General features: G+C 41.8%; 13 protein-coding genes. 8 read left to right on the plus strand and 5 right to left on the minus strand.

Annotation, left to right across the window (positions count from 1 at the left end; translation table 11 throughout):
• Positions 1-60: 60 nt before the first annotated feature.
• The 3 genes from bufB to OCV27_RS14310 are packed head-to-tail and all read left to right on the plus strand — an operon-like array spanning position 61 to position 2,152.
• Positions 61-921, plus strand: coding sequence for an MNIO family bufferin maturase (bufB, locus tag OCV27_RS14300; protein WP_125320142.1), 861 nt, complete (start codon positions 61-63; stop codon positions 919-921).
• Positions 918-1,682, plus strand: coding sequence for an HvfC/BufC N-terminal domain-containing protein (locus OCV27_RS14305; RefSeq protein WP_125320141.1), 765 nt, complete (start codon positions 918-920; stop codon positions 1,680-1,682). Before bufB ends, OCV27_RS14305 begins: the two co-directional genes overlap by 4 nt.
• A gap of 14 nt (positions 1,683-1,696) precedes the next feature.
• The gene (locus OCV27_RS14310; protein ID WP_125320140.1) at positions 1,697-2,152 is read left to right on the plus strand and encodes a DoxX family protein; all 456 of its coding nucleotides are present in this window, start codon (positions 1,697-1,699) and stop codon (positions 2,150-2,152) included.
• A 57-nt stretch (positions 2,153-2,209) separates the two neighbouring features.
• Here the strand turns inward: OCV27_RS14310 and prlC are convergent, their stop codons facing one another.
• Positions 2,210-4,252, minus strand: coding sequence for an oligopeptidase A (prlC, locus tag OCV27_RS14315; protein ID WP_125320139.1), 2,043 nt, complete (start codon positions 4,250-4,252; stop codon positions 2,210-2,212).
• 163 nt (positions 4,253-4,415) lie between these two features.
• Between prlC and OCV27_RS14320 the strand changes: the two genes are divergently transcribed.
• Together OCV27_RS14320 and gorA are read left to right on the plus strand one after the other, a co-directional pair.
• Complete coding sequence (locus tag OCV27_RS14320) at positions 4,416-5,255, plus strand: 23S rRNA (adenine(2030)-N(6))-methyltransferase RlmJ (RefSeq protein WP_125320138.1); 840 nt, start codon at positions 4,416-4,418, stop codon at positions 5,253-5,255.
• 169 nt (positions 5,256-5,424) lie between these two features.
• Positions 5,425-6,777, plus strand: a complete 1,353-nt coding sequence (gorA, locus tag OCV27_RS14325; RefSeq protein ID WP_125320137.1) for a glutathione-disulfide reductase — start codon at positions 5,425-5,427, stop codon at positions 6,775-6,777.
• Positions 6,778-7,218: 441 nt separating this feature from the next.
• On the opposite strand, the gene OCV27_RS14330 is transcribed toward gorA, so the two are convergent.
• Together OCV27_RS14330 and OCV27_RS14335 are read right to left on the minus strand one after the other, a co-directional pair.
• Positions 7,219-8,004: an Ig-like domain-containing protein gene (locus OCV27_RS14330; RefSeq protein WP_125320136.1), complete on the minus strand. Its 786-nt coding sequence runs from the start codon at positions 8,002-8,004 to the stop codon at positions 7,219-7,221.
• Positions 8,005-8,030: 26 nt separating this feature from the next.
• Positions 8,031-9,035: an OmpA family protein gene (locus OCV27_RS14335; protein ID WP_245986674.1), complete on the minus strand. Its 1,005-nt coding sequence runs from the start codon at positions 9,033-9,035 to the stop codon at positions 8,031-8,033.
• 669 nt (positions 9,036-9,704) lie between these two features.
• Between OCV27_RS14335 and OCV27_RS20890 the strand changes: the two genes are divergently transcribed.
• A complete protein-coding gene (locus OCV27_RS20890) occupies positions 9,705-9,854 on the plus strand; it encodes a DUF4842 domain-containing protein (RefSeq protein WP_420919471.1) in 150 nt (49 codons plus the stop codon).
• 129 nt (positions 9,855-9,983) lie between these two features.
• On the opposite strand, the gene OCV27_RS14350 is transcribed toward OCV27_RS20890, so the two are convergent.
• Positions 9,984-10,544 carry a GNAT family N-acetyltransferase gene (locus OCV27_RS14350; protein WP_125320135.1) on the minus strand — a complete coding sequence of 187 codons (561 nt, stop codon included), beginning with the start codon at positions 10,542-10,544 and terminating at the stop codon, positions 9,984-9,986.
• A 379-nt stretch (positions 10,545-10,923) separates the two neighbouring features.
• On the opposite strand from OCV27_RS14350, the gene ribA reads away from it, so the two are divergent.
• Positions 10,924-11,979: a GTP cyclohydrolase II gene (gene ribA, locus OCV27_RS14355; protein ID WP_125320134.1), complete on the plus strand. Its 1,056-nt coding sequence runs from the start codon at positions 10,924-10,926 to the stop codon at positions 11,977-11,979.
• 89 nt (positions 11,980-12,068) lie between these two features.
• Here ribA and OCV27_RS14360 read toward each other — a convergent pair whose 3' ends face one another.
• Positions 12,069-12,827, minus strand: a complete 759-nt coding sequence (locus OCV27_RS14360; RefSeq protein ID WP_125320133.1) for a substrate-binding periplasmic protein — start codon at positions 12,825-12,827, stop codon at positions 12,069-12,071.
• Between the two features lie 80 nt (positions 12,828-12,907).
• Here OCV27_RS14360 and OCV27_RS14365 point away from each other — a divergent pair, with 80 nt between their 5' ends.
• The gene (locus tag OCV27_RS14365; protein ID WP_185759739.1) at positions 12,908-14,803 is read left to right on the plus strand and encodes an ATP-binding protein; all 1,896 of its coding nucleotides are present in this window, start codon (positions 12,908-12,910) and stop codon (positions 14,801-14,803) included.
• Positions 14,804-14,949: the final 146 nt, after the last annotated feature.

Genomic DNA, 14,949 nt, shown 5'->3' on the forward strand with positions numbered 1-14,949 from the left:
GCGACTAAAGCAAGCATTAGCGAGTCGCCTTAACCTTATCCGCTCACAAAGGAAGGATGAGTGAATAAAGACAACTACCATCACAAGGTAGGGGTGGGATTACGCTCACCTCATATCGATTACTTTATTTCCAACAAACCAACCTTATCTTGGCTGGAAATCCATAGTGAAAACTATTTTCAGCCTCATTCTCCAGCTAGGCAACACCTACGTACACTTATGGATAGCTATCAAATTAGCTGCCATGGCATAGGGTTATCCCTTGGCAGTATAGAGCCTGTCAGCTCACATCATCTCAAGCAACTTAAAATGCTCATTGATGAAACGCAGCCCTTTCTGGTCTCCGATCATCTTAGCTGGAGTCAACGTGGAGGCCATTACTTCAATGATCTGCTTCCTTTACCCTATACTGAGGAAGCTCTGGAGATCTTCTGTCGTAATGTACTCGATGTACAAGAATATATTAAACGGCCATTACTGATCGAAAACCCATCAAGCTATGTCAAATTTTCCCACTCCACGATTGCCGAATGGGAGTTTCTTGCTGAAGTACAAAAACGCACAGAGTGTCGGCTTTTACTTGACCTAAATAATATCCATGTTTCAGCATTTAACCATGGTTTTGATAGCCTAGAATACATTCAAGGTATCCCAGCAGATAAAGTCGATGAAATTCACTTGGCTGGATTTACTATCAAACAACTTGCAAAAGGTGAAATTTGGATAGATACCCATAGCCAACCTGTGTGTGACGATGTATGGGCACTTTTTGAACACTGGCTAGCTCTTCACGGTCAACGTCACACCCTAATTGAGTGGGATCTAGATATTCCCGAGCCCGAAACCTTATTAAATGAGTGTCAAAAAGCCAGTCATAGGTTGATGCAGATCGACACACCAGCAGGGAGAAAAGCTTCATGACGCCAACTCTTGCTGACTTACAACAAAGCTTTGCCCAAGCACTTCAATATCAGGCATCTAGTGATAGATGCCATATCAGCAGTGATAAATTCACTGCTGATGAATATATCCAAATCTATCGCAACAACTTTATAATTGGTTTAAGTGATGTACTTCAAGCCACCTACCCAATGGTACATGCTTTGGTGGGAGAAGAATGTTTCGCCCAACTTGCTCGTCATCATATTCTCGAGTGTCCACTAAATTCAGGCGACGTGAGTCACTATGGCGAACATTTCTCAACCAGCATAGCAAAATTCACCAAGGTTATAGAGGCAGTGCCGTATATCCAAGATGTCGCTTGTTTTGAGTGGCAGGTTGATGCTTCTGCTCAAACCTTGGCTCAAACAGACCCAGACAAGCACTCACAACCAATAGCACAATTAGCAAATCTCACTGCAAAGCAACAAGCTAATGTCCGACTTCGGCTTTCACCAAGCGCCCTAACCTTTCAATCGCAATATGCTGTTTTCTCACTACGCCTAGCCATTAGCGCTAACAATTTTACACAACTGAATATCAATCAGGCAGAGCAAGGAATCATTATTAGTCAATACGATGGACAATGCTGGACAATGGGACTCGATAAAACGTCATTTGAACTTGTTGAATATCTGAGAACAGGCCACACATTAGAGCGGATCCCACAAACACATCTTGCCTACCTAGAGGCACTACTTGAGAACCAATTGATTAGCGGGTTTACGCTCGCACCATACTAGTAAGGATAACGACTATGCCCGAGTCTATAAGCAAAATAATCAAGCACTACGATACACTAGTCGCCAGAGCACAGTATCTGTTTGTTCCTCTCCTACTTCTATTTTGCCGGCTATGGGTAGCATGGGTGTTTTTCAACTCTGGTCTAACAAAAATTGCTTCATGGGATAGCACGCTTTATTTGTTTGAATACGAATATCAGGTTCCCATTTTACCATGGGAATTAGCCGCTTATATGGGAACTGCCGCCGAGCTAATTCTACCCACCTTCCTCACTTTAGGCTTACTAACTCGCCCAATGGCATCGATATTATTTGTATTCAATATCATTGCGGTCGTCTCTTATCCACTGTTATGGGAAAAAGGTTTCTATGATCATCAACTGTGGGGGTTAATGATATTAGTGGTGGTGGTTTGGGGCCCCGGCCCAATTTCTGCCGACAAGCTGATCAAAAACAAATTTCAGGAATAAGTGCTAAAAACAATAACGCCCTCAACTGGAGGGCGTTGTTGTTTGCCAAATTAAAAACTACGCTTCAATACCTGAGTGGCGGAGCAAGGCATCAATTTGTGGCTCTCGGCCACGAAAGCGCTTAAATAGCTCCATAGGTTCCTCACTACCTCCCATCTCTAAAATATTACTAAGGAAGCTCTGACCAGTTTCAGTGTTAAATATTCCCTCTTCTTCAAAGCGAGAGAAAGCATCTGACGAAAGCACTTCTGCCCATAGATAGCTATAATACCCCGCACTATAACCACCAGCAAAGATATGGCTAAAACTGTGCGAGAACCTATTCCACTCCAAACTCGGTAAAACAGCGACCTTAGCTTTCACCTCAGCCAATGTTTCTAGAACCTTAGGACCGACGTCTGGATCAAACTGGGTATGAAGCGTAAAGTCAAACAGACCAAACTCTAATTGACGCAAAATAAACATCGCTGATTGGAAGTTTTTCGCTGCTAAGATCTTATCGAGCATCTCTTTAGGTAACGGCTCACCTGTTTCATAATGACCAGAGATAAATGCTAATGCCTCTTGCTCCCAACACCAGTTTTCTAAAAACTGACTTGGTAGCTCGACCGCATCCCAAGGCACACCATTAATCCCTGACACCGCTCCTGTTTCAACCTGAGTCAACATATGGTGAATTCCATGGCCAAATTCATGAAAGAGCGTTACGACTTCGTTGTGAGTGAATAATGCAGGCTTATCCCCCACCGGACGACTGAAATTACAAGTCAAATAAGCAACAGGGGATTGTAATTCTTGTTGTGAATTAATACGACGGACACGACACTCATCCATCCAAGCTCCACCCCGCTTATGTTCGCGTGCATATAAGTCGAGATAAAAACTGCCGCGCAGTTTGTCATTCGCATCAAATATGTCGAAAAAACGCACTGACTCATGCCAAGTTTCGACCCCTTCGCGCTCTATCACTTTCATGCCAAACACACGATTTAAGACTTCAAAGAGACCACTGATCGCTCTATGCTCAGGAAAGTAAGGACGTAGCTCCTCATCAGAAATCTGGAACAAATGCTGCTTTTGTTTTTCACTGTAATAAGTAATATCCCACAGTTCAAAATCTTCTACACCGTATTCGTTTTTGGCAAATTGGCGCAATTCTTCAACTTCTCGCTCACCTTGGGGTTTAGCTTTATTGGCAAGATCATTAAGAAAACTCAAGACCTGAGCAGGATTTTCCGCCATCTTTGTCGCCAAAGATTTTTCACTGAAAGTATTAAAACCCAACATACGCGCAATCTCATAGCGCAATTTTAACTGCTCATTGATAACTTCTGTATTGTCCCATTCACCTGCGTTTGGACCACGATCTGAAGCGCGCGTCGCATAGGCTTCATACAACTCTTTACGCAAAGCCTGATTATCACAATAGGTCATCACTGGTAGGTAAGAAGGAATATCTAGTGTTAGTAGATAACCGTCCAAATCTTTAGCTTGTGCAGCCGCTTTAGCCGCAGCAAGGGCAGACTCAGGCATACCCGCTAGATCTTGTTCGTCCACTACGTGCTTTGTCCATCCCATAGTCGCATCAAGCACATTGTTGGAAAACTTAGACCCTAGCTCAGACATACGCTTACTTATCTCGCCATAGCGATGCTGCTCATCAGCAGGCAACCCAATACCTGATAACTCAAAATCGCGCAAAGAATCTACCACAGTTTTTTTCTGCGCTTGAGTAAGCCCAGAAAATTCGGCACTAGCCTTGATCGCTTTATAAGCATCAAATAAACCTTTGTGCTGACCGACCCATGTCCCGTATTCGGACAAAAGGGGCAGGCAACTTTCATAAGCTTCGCGTAACTCATCGCTGTTAACTACAGAATTCATATGACTCACAGGAGACCAAATACGGCTTAGGCGATCATCCACTTCCTCAATTGGTTCAACAATATTCTCCCAACTTGGAGAACTATTACCTGCTAATACTTGCTCGATTTTTGCTCTGCAATCTACAATAGCTTGCTCAACTGCGGGTTTAACATGCTCTGGCTTGATTTGGGAAAAAGGTGGCAAATCAGTAAAACTGAGAAGAGGATTAGGCATAAGTATTCCTTTTTTATTGGCAAAAGCGGACTGACGGCTCTGTCATATTGAGCTCTGACTGGGTATAAAATAGTAAATATAGGTAGGTTCAGCAATTTTCAATAGTAACGTATACTAGCAAGATTAAAATATTCCGAACCTTGACCCATTAGAGAGTGTTATTTTGCTAAGTTATCGCCACAGTTTTCACGCTGGCAATCATGCCGATGTCCTAAAGCATATCGTTCAAAGCCTAATTCTCAATGCCCTCAAGCAAAAAGATAAGCCCTTTGTATACCATGATACTCATTCTGGTGTTGGGCGCTACGACTTAACCCACGAATGGGCGGAAAAAACAGGGGAATATAAACATGGTATCGCACGAATCTGGCAGCAAACCGATATACCAGAAGAACTGCAAAGCTATCTCGACGCAATCAAGGTCCTTAATAACGACCAAAATCTTCGTTATTACCCAGGCTCACCATGCGTCGCACGCACGCACCTTCGCCAGCAAGATCGCATGGTATTAAGCGAACTTCACCCAAGTGATTACCCACTTCTTGAACAAGAGTTTGCTCGTGACCGACAAGTCAGCATCTATAAAGAAGACGGCTTTAAACGTCTTAAAGCGAGCCTTCCCCCTAAAGAACGTCGTGGTCTAGTACTCATCGATCCACCTTATGAGTTAGCCAAAGAGTATCGCGACGTAGTACAAGCAATTCATCACAGTTACAAGCGCTGGGCAACAGGTATATTTGCTATCTGGTATCCAGTAGTCAATCGTTGTGATATTGAAGATATGATAGATGCTCTTGAAGGCTTGGGGATTCGTAAGATACTACAAATTGAACTGGGCGTAGCAGCGGACACTAGCGAACATGGTATGACAGCATCAGGTATGATTGTCATTAATCCACCATGGAAACTTGAAAGTCAAATGCAGGCTATTCTTCCCTTCCTTAAAGAATCCATTGCACCGGTAACTGGTCACTTCAAGGTAAATTGGATTGTGCCAGAGTAATATTAGGCAGTTTACCTCTCTTCAACATTCATGGCTGAAGAAAATTTAGACTGGATAGATTGAGTTCAGCCAATCTATCCTCCATATCATAGATAATGAAAAAATGCGGGCACTAAGCAGTGAACATAAGTTTTACTAAGCACCTCTCCCGCAATAATTGGAGAAATAAATGGCGACTCATTTTGATTATATCTGTATCGGTGGTGGTAGTGGTGGCATTGCATCAGCAAACCGAGCAGCAATGCATGGTGCCAAAGTTGCACTTATAGAGGCTCAAGATTTAGGCGGTACATGCGTCAACGTTGGCTGCGTGCCGAAAAAAGTTATGTGGCATGGCGCCCAAGTCGCTGAAGCAATCAACCTCTACGCTGAAGACTATGGCTTTGATGTCAATGTTAAAGGCTTCAACTGGAGTAAACTAGTTGAAAACAGACAAGCGTATATTGGCCGAATCCATCAGTCTTACGATCGCGTTCTGGGCAATAACAAAATCCAAGTCATCAAAGGGTTTGCAAAGTTTGTTGATGCAAAAACCGTAGAAGTTAATGGTGAGCATTACACCGCCGATCACATTCTTATTGCAGTTGGTGGTCGCCCAACCATCCCTAATATTCAAGGAGCAGAGCATGGCATCGACTCCAATGGTTTCTTCGAGCTAAATGAGCAACCTAAGCGTGTTGCTGTTATTGGTGCTGGCTATATTGCAGTAGAGATTGCAGGTGTCTTGCATGCTCTTGGCACCGAGACTCACCTTTTCTGTCGTAAAGAGTCTCCACTACGAAGCTTTGACCCTATGATCATAGAAACTTTAGTAGAGGTCATGCAAGCTGAGGGGCCTACTCTACATACTCATTCTGTGCCTAAAGAAGTGGTTAAAGAAGCCGATGGCAGCCTAACATTACACCTAGAGAACGGTAAAACACACAATGTCGATACTCTGATTTGGGCAATCGGTCGCCATCCAGCAACAGATGCAATTAACCTTGCGGCAACAGGTGTAGAAACCAACCAAGCTGGTTACATTAAGGTAGATGAATACCAACAAACCAATGTTCCGAGTATCTACTGCGTTGGCGATATTATGGAAGGAGGCATAGAGCTTACCCCTGTTGCGGTCAAGGCAGGCAGACAGCTTTCAGAGCGTCTATTTAATAACAAGCCTAACGCTAAGATGGATTATGATTTAGTCCCTACCGTAGTATTTAGCCACCCACCGATTGGTACTATAGGCCTTACGACTCAAGAAGCCGAGCAAAAATATGGTAAAGACAATATCAAGGTATACACATCGGGCTTTACTGCCATGTATACGGCTGTCACTAAGCATCGTCAGCCATGTAAGATGAAGCTCATTTGTGCTGGTGACAATGAAAAAGTCGTTGGTTTACATGGTATCGGCTTTACGGTTGATGAAATGATACAAGGCTTTGGCGTGGCTATGAAAATGGGCGCGACCAAAGCAGACTTTGATTCTGTTGTCGCCATCCACCCAACAGGCTCAGAAGAGTTTGTTACCATGTAGATCTTTTTATGGAAAGCTAGACTATAGATTTATAAGCTCTGAATAACCTACTAGCCTCAATGTAGATCAAAAGCATTGGAGGCTAGTATGGTCAAGGTTGTAAATTCGAGTGATGCTCTGCTCAAGTAAAACAGCGGAGTCAGTACCCACATCGATTCCGGCCTTTTTTAATGATTCAATAGGAAGTCCCCCATACAGCACCTCTCTTCCGTTCAACTTTTTGACCGTTTTCCTTAACACCTTCAATGTCGGTCATTGGTCCTGTTTGGATACCTATTGAGCGATTACTCTTAGAAACACACGAACATACCCTCTTTGACTGCCAACAACACTTTGACTATTTGCAAACAATGATAATTTATCTTCAATATTCACTTGCCTGCTCTTAAAAAGTGCCGGATGTGACTCTGACTCTTCAAAATTAAAATTAAAATTTAAACATTAAGGATCCGAGACGCAGGACGCGTATAACGTGATAGTAGGACCATTGCTGCCGATGAGACCATCAAGAAGGCTCACTGCGTAATAGTCAACACCATTAGGTGTCACCGACCAGTAATAGACGAAGGTCGGCCAACCGCGCGCGGAAAACATATTGCCGTATACATCGAACAGCTCCACTTTTAACTCATCTCTCGTTGCTAGGCGCCAGTTATTTCGCCCTTCAATACTCTGAGCATTATAGGTGGTACACAGTGCGTTTGCATTAGCCCAGTTGAATAGGTAGAAAGTACCAGCTGGGCCGAAACTTCCGTTTTCATTATTGGTACCATTGTTTGCACTTCCACCGATACTATCTACGTAAGCCACTGATGGAGAGTTGGTAAATAATTTCCCACTACCTGTATCAAAGATATCAATACATGCGCCTGCTAAGTCACAAACAGTAACATTTACTGTATTGCTGGTGATGCCATCCTTGGTGGCTGTAAGCTCGGTACCACCTTTAACATTACCAGTTAGTAAACCAGAAAAGGACACGTCTGCGATTGTTGGGTCTCCAACTATCTCCCACGTAACTGAATTACTCACATCCTCTTCGTTTCCATCATCGTATTTTGCCATCGCGACCAACTGCTGCGTTCTACCATTTAACACAGAAACAGGTGAGGGTGTCACCACAATTTCAGTCACTGTTGTGTCTACTGGTACCGAACTGAATGCCCCTTCTGAATTACAACCAGCTAACAGCATCAATGCCATTAATACAAAGATACTTTTATTCATTTTGTTTACGATAAAATAACCTCTATTTAGTTAAACTGAAAACTAGGGATAGTGACTTCAACTCTGCGATTTTGAGCTCTTCCCTCCGCTATTGTGTTATCAACAACTGGATGAGATTCACCTTCACCCCGCCACTCAAGCCGCTCCGGAGCCACTCCTAAATCAATAAGCTGGCTCACCACCGATTGAGCACGTCGTTCTGATAAAGCTTGGTTATAAACTTCAGAACCTGTTGAATCGGTATGCCCTACAATAACCACTTGAGCTTGAGGGTAAGTGTTTAGTACTGAAGCAACCAAGGTTAATGATTGGACAAAATCATCGCTGAGCTTGATAACATCAAAATCAAAACCGCCCACGATATTTTTTGTAGCAAAGATCCATGTTTGAGGTAATGACTCACTATCGACTGCTTTTTCACCAGATGCTGAAATATTTTCAACAACAGGATCAGCTTCGGCTAGCGCTGATTGAACTGTATGCCCAAAGGTATAAGCAAAACTCATCAAAGCAACGTAGCTATCGTATTTTCCTGTGTTTGATTTGCCTATACTATCAATATATTGGTAGCCTGCTGATAACCGAAGACTAGGAGTAAGGTTATAACTCACCCCCACCTCACCAAGAGGAGAGAAGTCCGTCGCATCGAGCTTACCTGACGAAAGGTGCGTTTTTTCCATATCCCAATAAACAGCACCAAGTCGACCATACAGACTCAGGTTGTCTTGTAGATGCCAATCGTAACGTAGGGCACTTTCAATCAACCAAGTTTTAGCATTGAACGATGTGATACCCGTCTTTAAGTCATCATGATATTGATAGCCTACATCCCAATTCCAAGCAGGAGAAAGCTGCAATCCACTATAGATCCCCCAAATAGACCCATTGGGGTATGAGTGATTATAAGTGTCATCTGAAGCCCATTGATAGCCCCCTTTAGCACCAATAAAAAGCCGAGGGAACTCAGTGGAAGGCAGTACAGGATCACTCAGCACACTAGCAAGGAGAATAATTTTTTCTATATATTTCAAGTTGATAAATATGCCAATGTATCTATAAGATACATTTATTGTATGTTTTTTAGACAAAGTTGCAATGTTTCCGGATCATCAACAACCTACTCAGCTTTGCTAGCACATTGTTATCTACAAAGACTAGACCTCACCCTCGCGTTGTTTCCCAAATCAAGGCAGCCTGAATAATACTAACTGAGGGCACGCTGACCTGATTATCACTAAACACTACAATTCCCTTCAAGCACTTATTATTGGGCAAATCGTTTCACTGAATAGCCACTGGAATCAATACAATAATTCTCTTATTATCCGTGGCTCTATCACCTTCTTGGTTGATGCCGAGGCCATGGAAACTAGTGCCACCACGACCATCACGGACGATGGGGCTTTAGTCAGCTTTACACCGCTCAGACTATCTCCACCTTCCTGGCGCTCAAGATGATTTTCAGTCTCACTCTACGAGTCCGTACGATAAAAGTGGAGAATCAGCGGCCATCTAAAGGGAAGATTATCGACGAGCTTGGCCTGAAGCTGAGTGGAAAGTAAGGAAACACTGCTACGAAAAGCGCCAAGTGTGGCGCAAGCTGCGACTATGCTCACTAAACCACTTCGACGCAAGTTGGGGCGTTTTTATACGGATGGTACCTACGACAGCAAAGCCAGCTATCAGCTGATAGCATGCAAATGGGCAACAGCAATGAGCCGCCAATCAAAGATAATTTACCTTGGGCGATGAACATGCCAAGTAATTGGCATCACCCTAAAGAACGCGTCGACCTAGCAAATGGATACCCTGACATCCTAAATTGGGCTAAAAGCAAAGGGAAAAAATAAAAATTGGTACAAAAGTAAGCGTAAAAGCCTGTTTGTTTTTGATAACGTCAGCGATTTATAATAATCATTAACTGACAAACGTAGACTTTTTATCAAAATAAAACGAGGCCAGATTGATATCTGGCCTTTCTATTTCGCTACCCCTTGGCGCGTTTTCCAAGCATCTCGACTTAACCCGTACACGGCATGATCAAGGATACGACCATTGACATTTTCCGCTCTTGTCAAGACACCTTCTAATGTAAATCCGAGTCGTAAGCAAACATTCCGGCTTGGCTGGTTGTCGGTCGCCGCTGAGATTTGGATTTTTTGCATGTCATAATTGTGAAACGCAAGCTCAATCATTCTAGACACTGATTTGGTTACAATGCCCTTTCCTTGATAGTCTTGGCTTAGCCAATAACCTATCTCTACCCTAGCAAGATCTTTGTCTATGGAATTAAAGCTGATATTACCGACCAGCTTACGTTGATAAAACATGGCACATACTAGAGACTTGCCATCAGCATAATCATGTAGGGCACGCTTGATAAAGTTTAGGAAAAACGATTCGTTTTCAGCATGGATAGGCCAAGATAACCATTGGCTTAAATACTCTCTCTGCTTCGAAACAATATCTAGGTAGCAAGCAGCGAAGTTCGCTTCAACTAATGCCAGCTCTAGACCCTGTTCAACTTGTACTACAAACATATATTTCCTTTTATAAAGTGATAATTACTTATATTCGACCAGAATCCTACCAACTTTGATCTTCATTGTTAGAATTGTTGAGGACCACCGAAGCTTATCCTTTAGAGCATCTATTGCTATCACGGGAGAGAAACCCGAAAGGATTCGAGTACTATAAAATAATGCTAATATTTTGTTAAATTTGATTATTTTTTCTTAATCTAGCCTATTTATCATCGACATTATATTTGGCAACAGATATAAATATACCTATTAATTGTGTGAATATTATCTTTCTCTAACCCAACAGTCCCTATCGATTGGCACAGAGTTACACAGCTATCTATAATTCAACTACGATCTTGTATGAAACAAGACACTCTTAACGTCAGGAGTTTCTATGAATAGAAACATTCATTTTTACGAACCTAGTGATGCCTACGGATTTCTATCTAACTTTTTCAGTGCACCGATTAATCTCAATGGCAACATATGGAAAACTAATGAACATTACTATCAAGCACAAAAATTCACAGACAAAACAATCATAGAGACAATTCAAAATTGCGCTACACCTGATATCGCCTTCTCACTAAGCCGCCAATACTGCAAATGCGTCAGAGAAGACTGGAATAACATTCGATTAGATGTCATGCGCTTTATCGTCGAAGAAAAGTTTAACCAAAATCCAATATTAGCATTCCAATTACTTGAAACAGGTGATGTAGATATAAGCGAGCACTCGCATAAAGATAGCTTTTGGGGGGATGGCGGTAACGGTCAAGGTGAGAACCAACTTGGCAAAATTCTTATGGCGGTAAGAGAGAAGCTCAAGCACACAGAACCCTACAATCTCATTCAATTCGTTGATAAAGCCAAGCTGCCGACTAAATGGGGGACTTACCAGATGCATGGTTTTATAGAAAATAAGACTGGCAAAGAGCATTTAGCTCTAGTTTATGGTGATATCTCTGTTGTCGATGCGCCATTAATTCGCCTTCATTCTGAGTGTTTAACTGGCGATGCACTTTTTAGTACTCGTTGTGATTGTGGATTTCAACTCGATAGGGCATTACAAAACATAGTCCAAGAGGGGGCTGGTGTTTTACTCTATTTGCGTCAAGAAGGACGAGGTATTGGTTTATTGAATAAAATTAAGGCTTATCACTTACAAGATGAAGGGGCTGATACTGTGGAAGCAAATGAGCAGCTAGGCTTTTCTGCGGATATGCGAGACTATCGCTTCTGTCGCGGTATTCTCAGCTATTTAGGAATAGACAAAGTACGCCTAATGACTAATAACCCTCGTAAAGTCAAAGCACTAGAGCAAGCAAACATTCAAATACAAGAGCGCGTTGCTCTTCAAGAAGGGTGTAATATCGACAATCAATTCTATTTAGAGACCAAAGCAAAAAAACTCGGCCACCTGTTTGACCAAAAATTTATTAAGCAATAAATGATTGTTTTTATGGCGGGAATGGGCAACCATTCCCGCCATAAGCTATACCAAAATTTCAGATATACGGATGGTATACCGTACTAAAATTAGATGTATTGCTTGATGATTTCGTCTATTTTCCCTTGTTTTTTCAATACTTTTAAGCGTTGATTAATATAGTCTTGCACCTCTTTATCCATACTTGGTGACAGGGCTAAATAAACAGAGTAATCAGGCATTACATCATTGAAACCGTGCTGAGAATAAAGCTTCTTATCGAGGTTAAGCTGATTTTGGTTGTACGTAATCCTTGAGCCCATCTCAACAAACACCATATCTCCAGGGTGGCGGTCAACAATCCTAAACGCCGACTGATAATTTTTAACTCGCATCTCCTGCATTTCACCACTAGCAAAATAAGGCTGAAGTTCAGGGTAATCGAAACCCATTAGCAATACGACAACCTTACCTTTCAAATCAGAAACTTGAGTGTAATTCATGGGTTTTTTACTGCTAAATAATAGATTGTGCCTAACAGTATAAATAGGCTCTTCAGATAAATTTTCCGACTGCACTTTACCCCAATTCGGGCTACCGTAGGTAATCCAATTCCCTTGGTCTTGAGAAGAAAGAAGAGAAATCATACGATTAAACGGGTAAGTATGATAATCAAGCTGGTGCTCACTACCTTTGAAGACTTCTTTAACGATGTCCGTCACTATGCCAGAATGGTCTGCACCTTTGGTTTCAATCTGAAATGGTCTGGCTTGCTCGGCAATAACGTAGTAATCAACCTTGTTGGCGCTGGCAAAAGACGTGTTCAGCACCAATAAAGCAGCTGACAATAGATGGAATTTCCAGTTCATTTTTGATCTCCATTTTATTATTGAATAATTAAAACTATATTTATTTTATCGAACATCATTTAAGAGTGTAGTTGCATATTTTGAATAAAGAACATCAATACCTAAGCATTAGCAAGCAACTCGTTGTAGCGGTAGCATTTTTTAGCGTGCTACTCGCATTAGCGGGCACAAGCTACAATCTATACCAACAATTGCAGCGAGACATTGACAACCTGAACCTAACTCTTGACAACCTAAAAACCAGCCAACTCACAAGTATTCAAACTAGCCTATGGGTGGAAGATAGAACTCTACTTAACGCTCAATTAGAAGGTTTAATCAGCTTACCCAAAGTCGATTATGTCCACCTCTATAGCAACAGTGAGTCCATCATTGAAAAGGGCCAAAAAGCCCATGAAGCCATTACTGTCACTTGGCCACTCAATTACGAGCTTGGTAACAAGAGTTACTCCCTAGGTAGACTGGTCATTCAGTCTGACCTGACATCAGTATATAGCGACCTTTGGCTGCAGTTTTTTCATATTTTAACGGCAGAAATCGTTCGCATTGTCTTATTATTAGTCGCACTGTTGAGTTTCATCTGGATTGTTATTGTCAAACCTATCAGTATAATAGCGGAAGCTGTCTCGAGTGTAAAAAAAGATCATTCACTTCAGAATGTTACACTATACCCTCGCATGTTTAGAGATGAGATTTCTCACTTAGTCGAGAATTTTAATGATTCCAACTCTCGCTTAGATGCCTACTATGCAGAACTAAAAAAAGCCAAAGAAGACGCCGAGACCGCCAATCGCCGTAAAAGTGAATTTTTAGCCAATATGAGCCATGAAATTCGCACCCCAATGAATGGTATTATTGGTATTTCAGCACTCATGGAAGACTTAGATCTCAATGAGCCCCAATTGAACTACCTACGTATGATTCAACAATCATCTGAAGACATGTTAGCCATAATTAACGACATTCTCGATATTTCAAAAATCGAAGCTGGCCGAATTGAACTTGAGGCGATTCCTTTCGACATTCATCGGCTGATAAATGACATTTATAAAATTAATGAAGTCAGAGCAAGCAGTAAGCACTTACAAATAATGTTCGAAGCTGAGCCGAATGTGCCAACAGTGGTCATCGGAGATCCTATACACGTAAAACAAATTATTAATAACCTAGTGAGTAATGCTATTAAATTTACTCAAATTGGATTCGTCAGAATCAATGTCAGCTATCAATCATCAAAGCTAAAAATAGCGGTAAGTGATACCGGTATTGGTATCGATTCAGAAAAACTAGACATGATCTTCGATAAATTTCATCAAGCCGATGGTAGTACTACTCGAGAGTATGGTGGTACGGGGCTGGGGCTTGCTATTTCTAAGGAACTGGTTGAGCTTATGGGAGGGGAAATACAAGTATCTAGTGAAGTCGGTCTCGGTAGCCGTTTTACCGTCCAGCTTCCTCTCCTCTCTCAATCTAATAGCCTCAAGGTTGTGACGTCACAAAGTGAGCAAGACAAACAAAAAAGGGTTGTAGTGGTAGCTAAGTCAGATGCCAACGCAAAGCCTAAAACAGCGACATCAAATGCCCAAGTGCTAGTCGTTGAAGATAACTCAGTCAACCAAGTTGTCATGAGGCAGCTATTAAAACGGCTCAACTTTGAATGTGACGTAGCAGAAAACGGACAAATTGCTCTGGAGCTATTCAAACAACATCACTACCAAATAATATTTATGGATTGTCATATGCCTGTAATGGATGGCCTAACGGCAACGATGCGTATTAGAGAGAGCTCTAACTGGGGGCGACAAGTCCCAATCATAGCAGTAACCGCTAATGTACAAGAGGAAGATAAGCAGCGTTGTTTTGACGCGGGTATGAATGGCTTTATTTCCAAACCAGTTAATGTTGATACTATTGAACAAGTACTTCGAGAGCATACTCCTGATACTCTAAATAACTCACTTAATATAACTAGCTGAGCCTATAATAGATAGAATCGAGACAGCTAATTGGCCTGAACCTACTGGCTCTTAAATTTTTAATTAAGCTAGGGAATCAAACCATAGCTAGAGTTAATTGATATTTTCAAATCTAGAATCAAGAATATTCAACAAAGAATAAATAG

Source organism: Vibrio pectenicida (assembly GCA_024347015.1).
Taxonomy (GTDB): Bacteria; Pseudomonadota; Gammaproteobacteria; order Enterobacterales; family Vibrionaceae; genus Vibrio; species Vibrio pectenicida.

What these genes read in the sequence shown, in the direction of transcription:
- prlC (WP_125320139.1), bottom strand. Translation starts at nt 4,252, where the DNA reads ATGCCTAATCCTCTTCTCAGTTTTACTGATTTGCCACCTTTTTCCCAA.
- OCV27_RS14305 (WP_125320141.1), top strand. Translation starts at nt 918, where the DNA reads ATGACGCCAACTCTTGCTGACTTACAACAAAGCTTTGCCCAAGCACTT.
- OCV27_RS20890 (WP_420919471.1), top strand. Translation starts at nt 9,705, where the DNA reads ATGGGCAACAGCAATGAGCCGCCAATCAAAGATAATTTACCTTGGGCG.
- OCV27_RS14310 (WP_125320140.1), top strand. Translation starts at nt 1,697, where the DNA reads ATGCCCGAGTCTATAAGCAAAATAATCAAGCACTACGATACACTAGTC.
- OCV27_RS14330 (WP_125320136.1), bottom strand. Translation starts at nt 8,004, where the DNA reads ATGAATAAAAGTATCTTTGTATTAATGGCATTGATGCTGTTAGCTGGT.
- ribA (WP_125320134.1), top strand. Translation starts at nt 10,924, where the DNA reads ATGAATAGAAACATTCATTTTTACGAACCTAGTGATGCCTACGGATTT.
- gorA (WP_125320137.1), top strand. Translation starts at nt 5,425, where the DNA reads ATGGCGACTCATTTTGATTATATCTGTATCGGTGGTGGTAGTGGTGGC.
- OCV27_RS14360 (WP_125320133.1), bottom strand. Translation starts at nt 12,827, where the DNA reads ATGAACTGGAAATTCCATCTATTGTCAGCTGCTTTATTGGTGCTGAAC.
- OCV27_RS14350 (WP_125320135.1), bottom strand. Translation starts at nt 10,544, where the DNA reads ATGTTTGTAGTACAAGTTGAACAGGGTCTAGAGCTGGCATTAGTTGAA.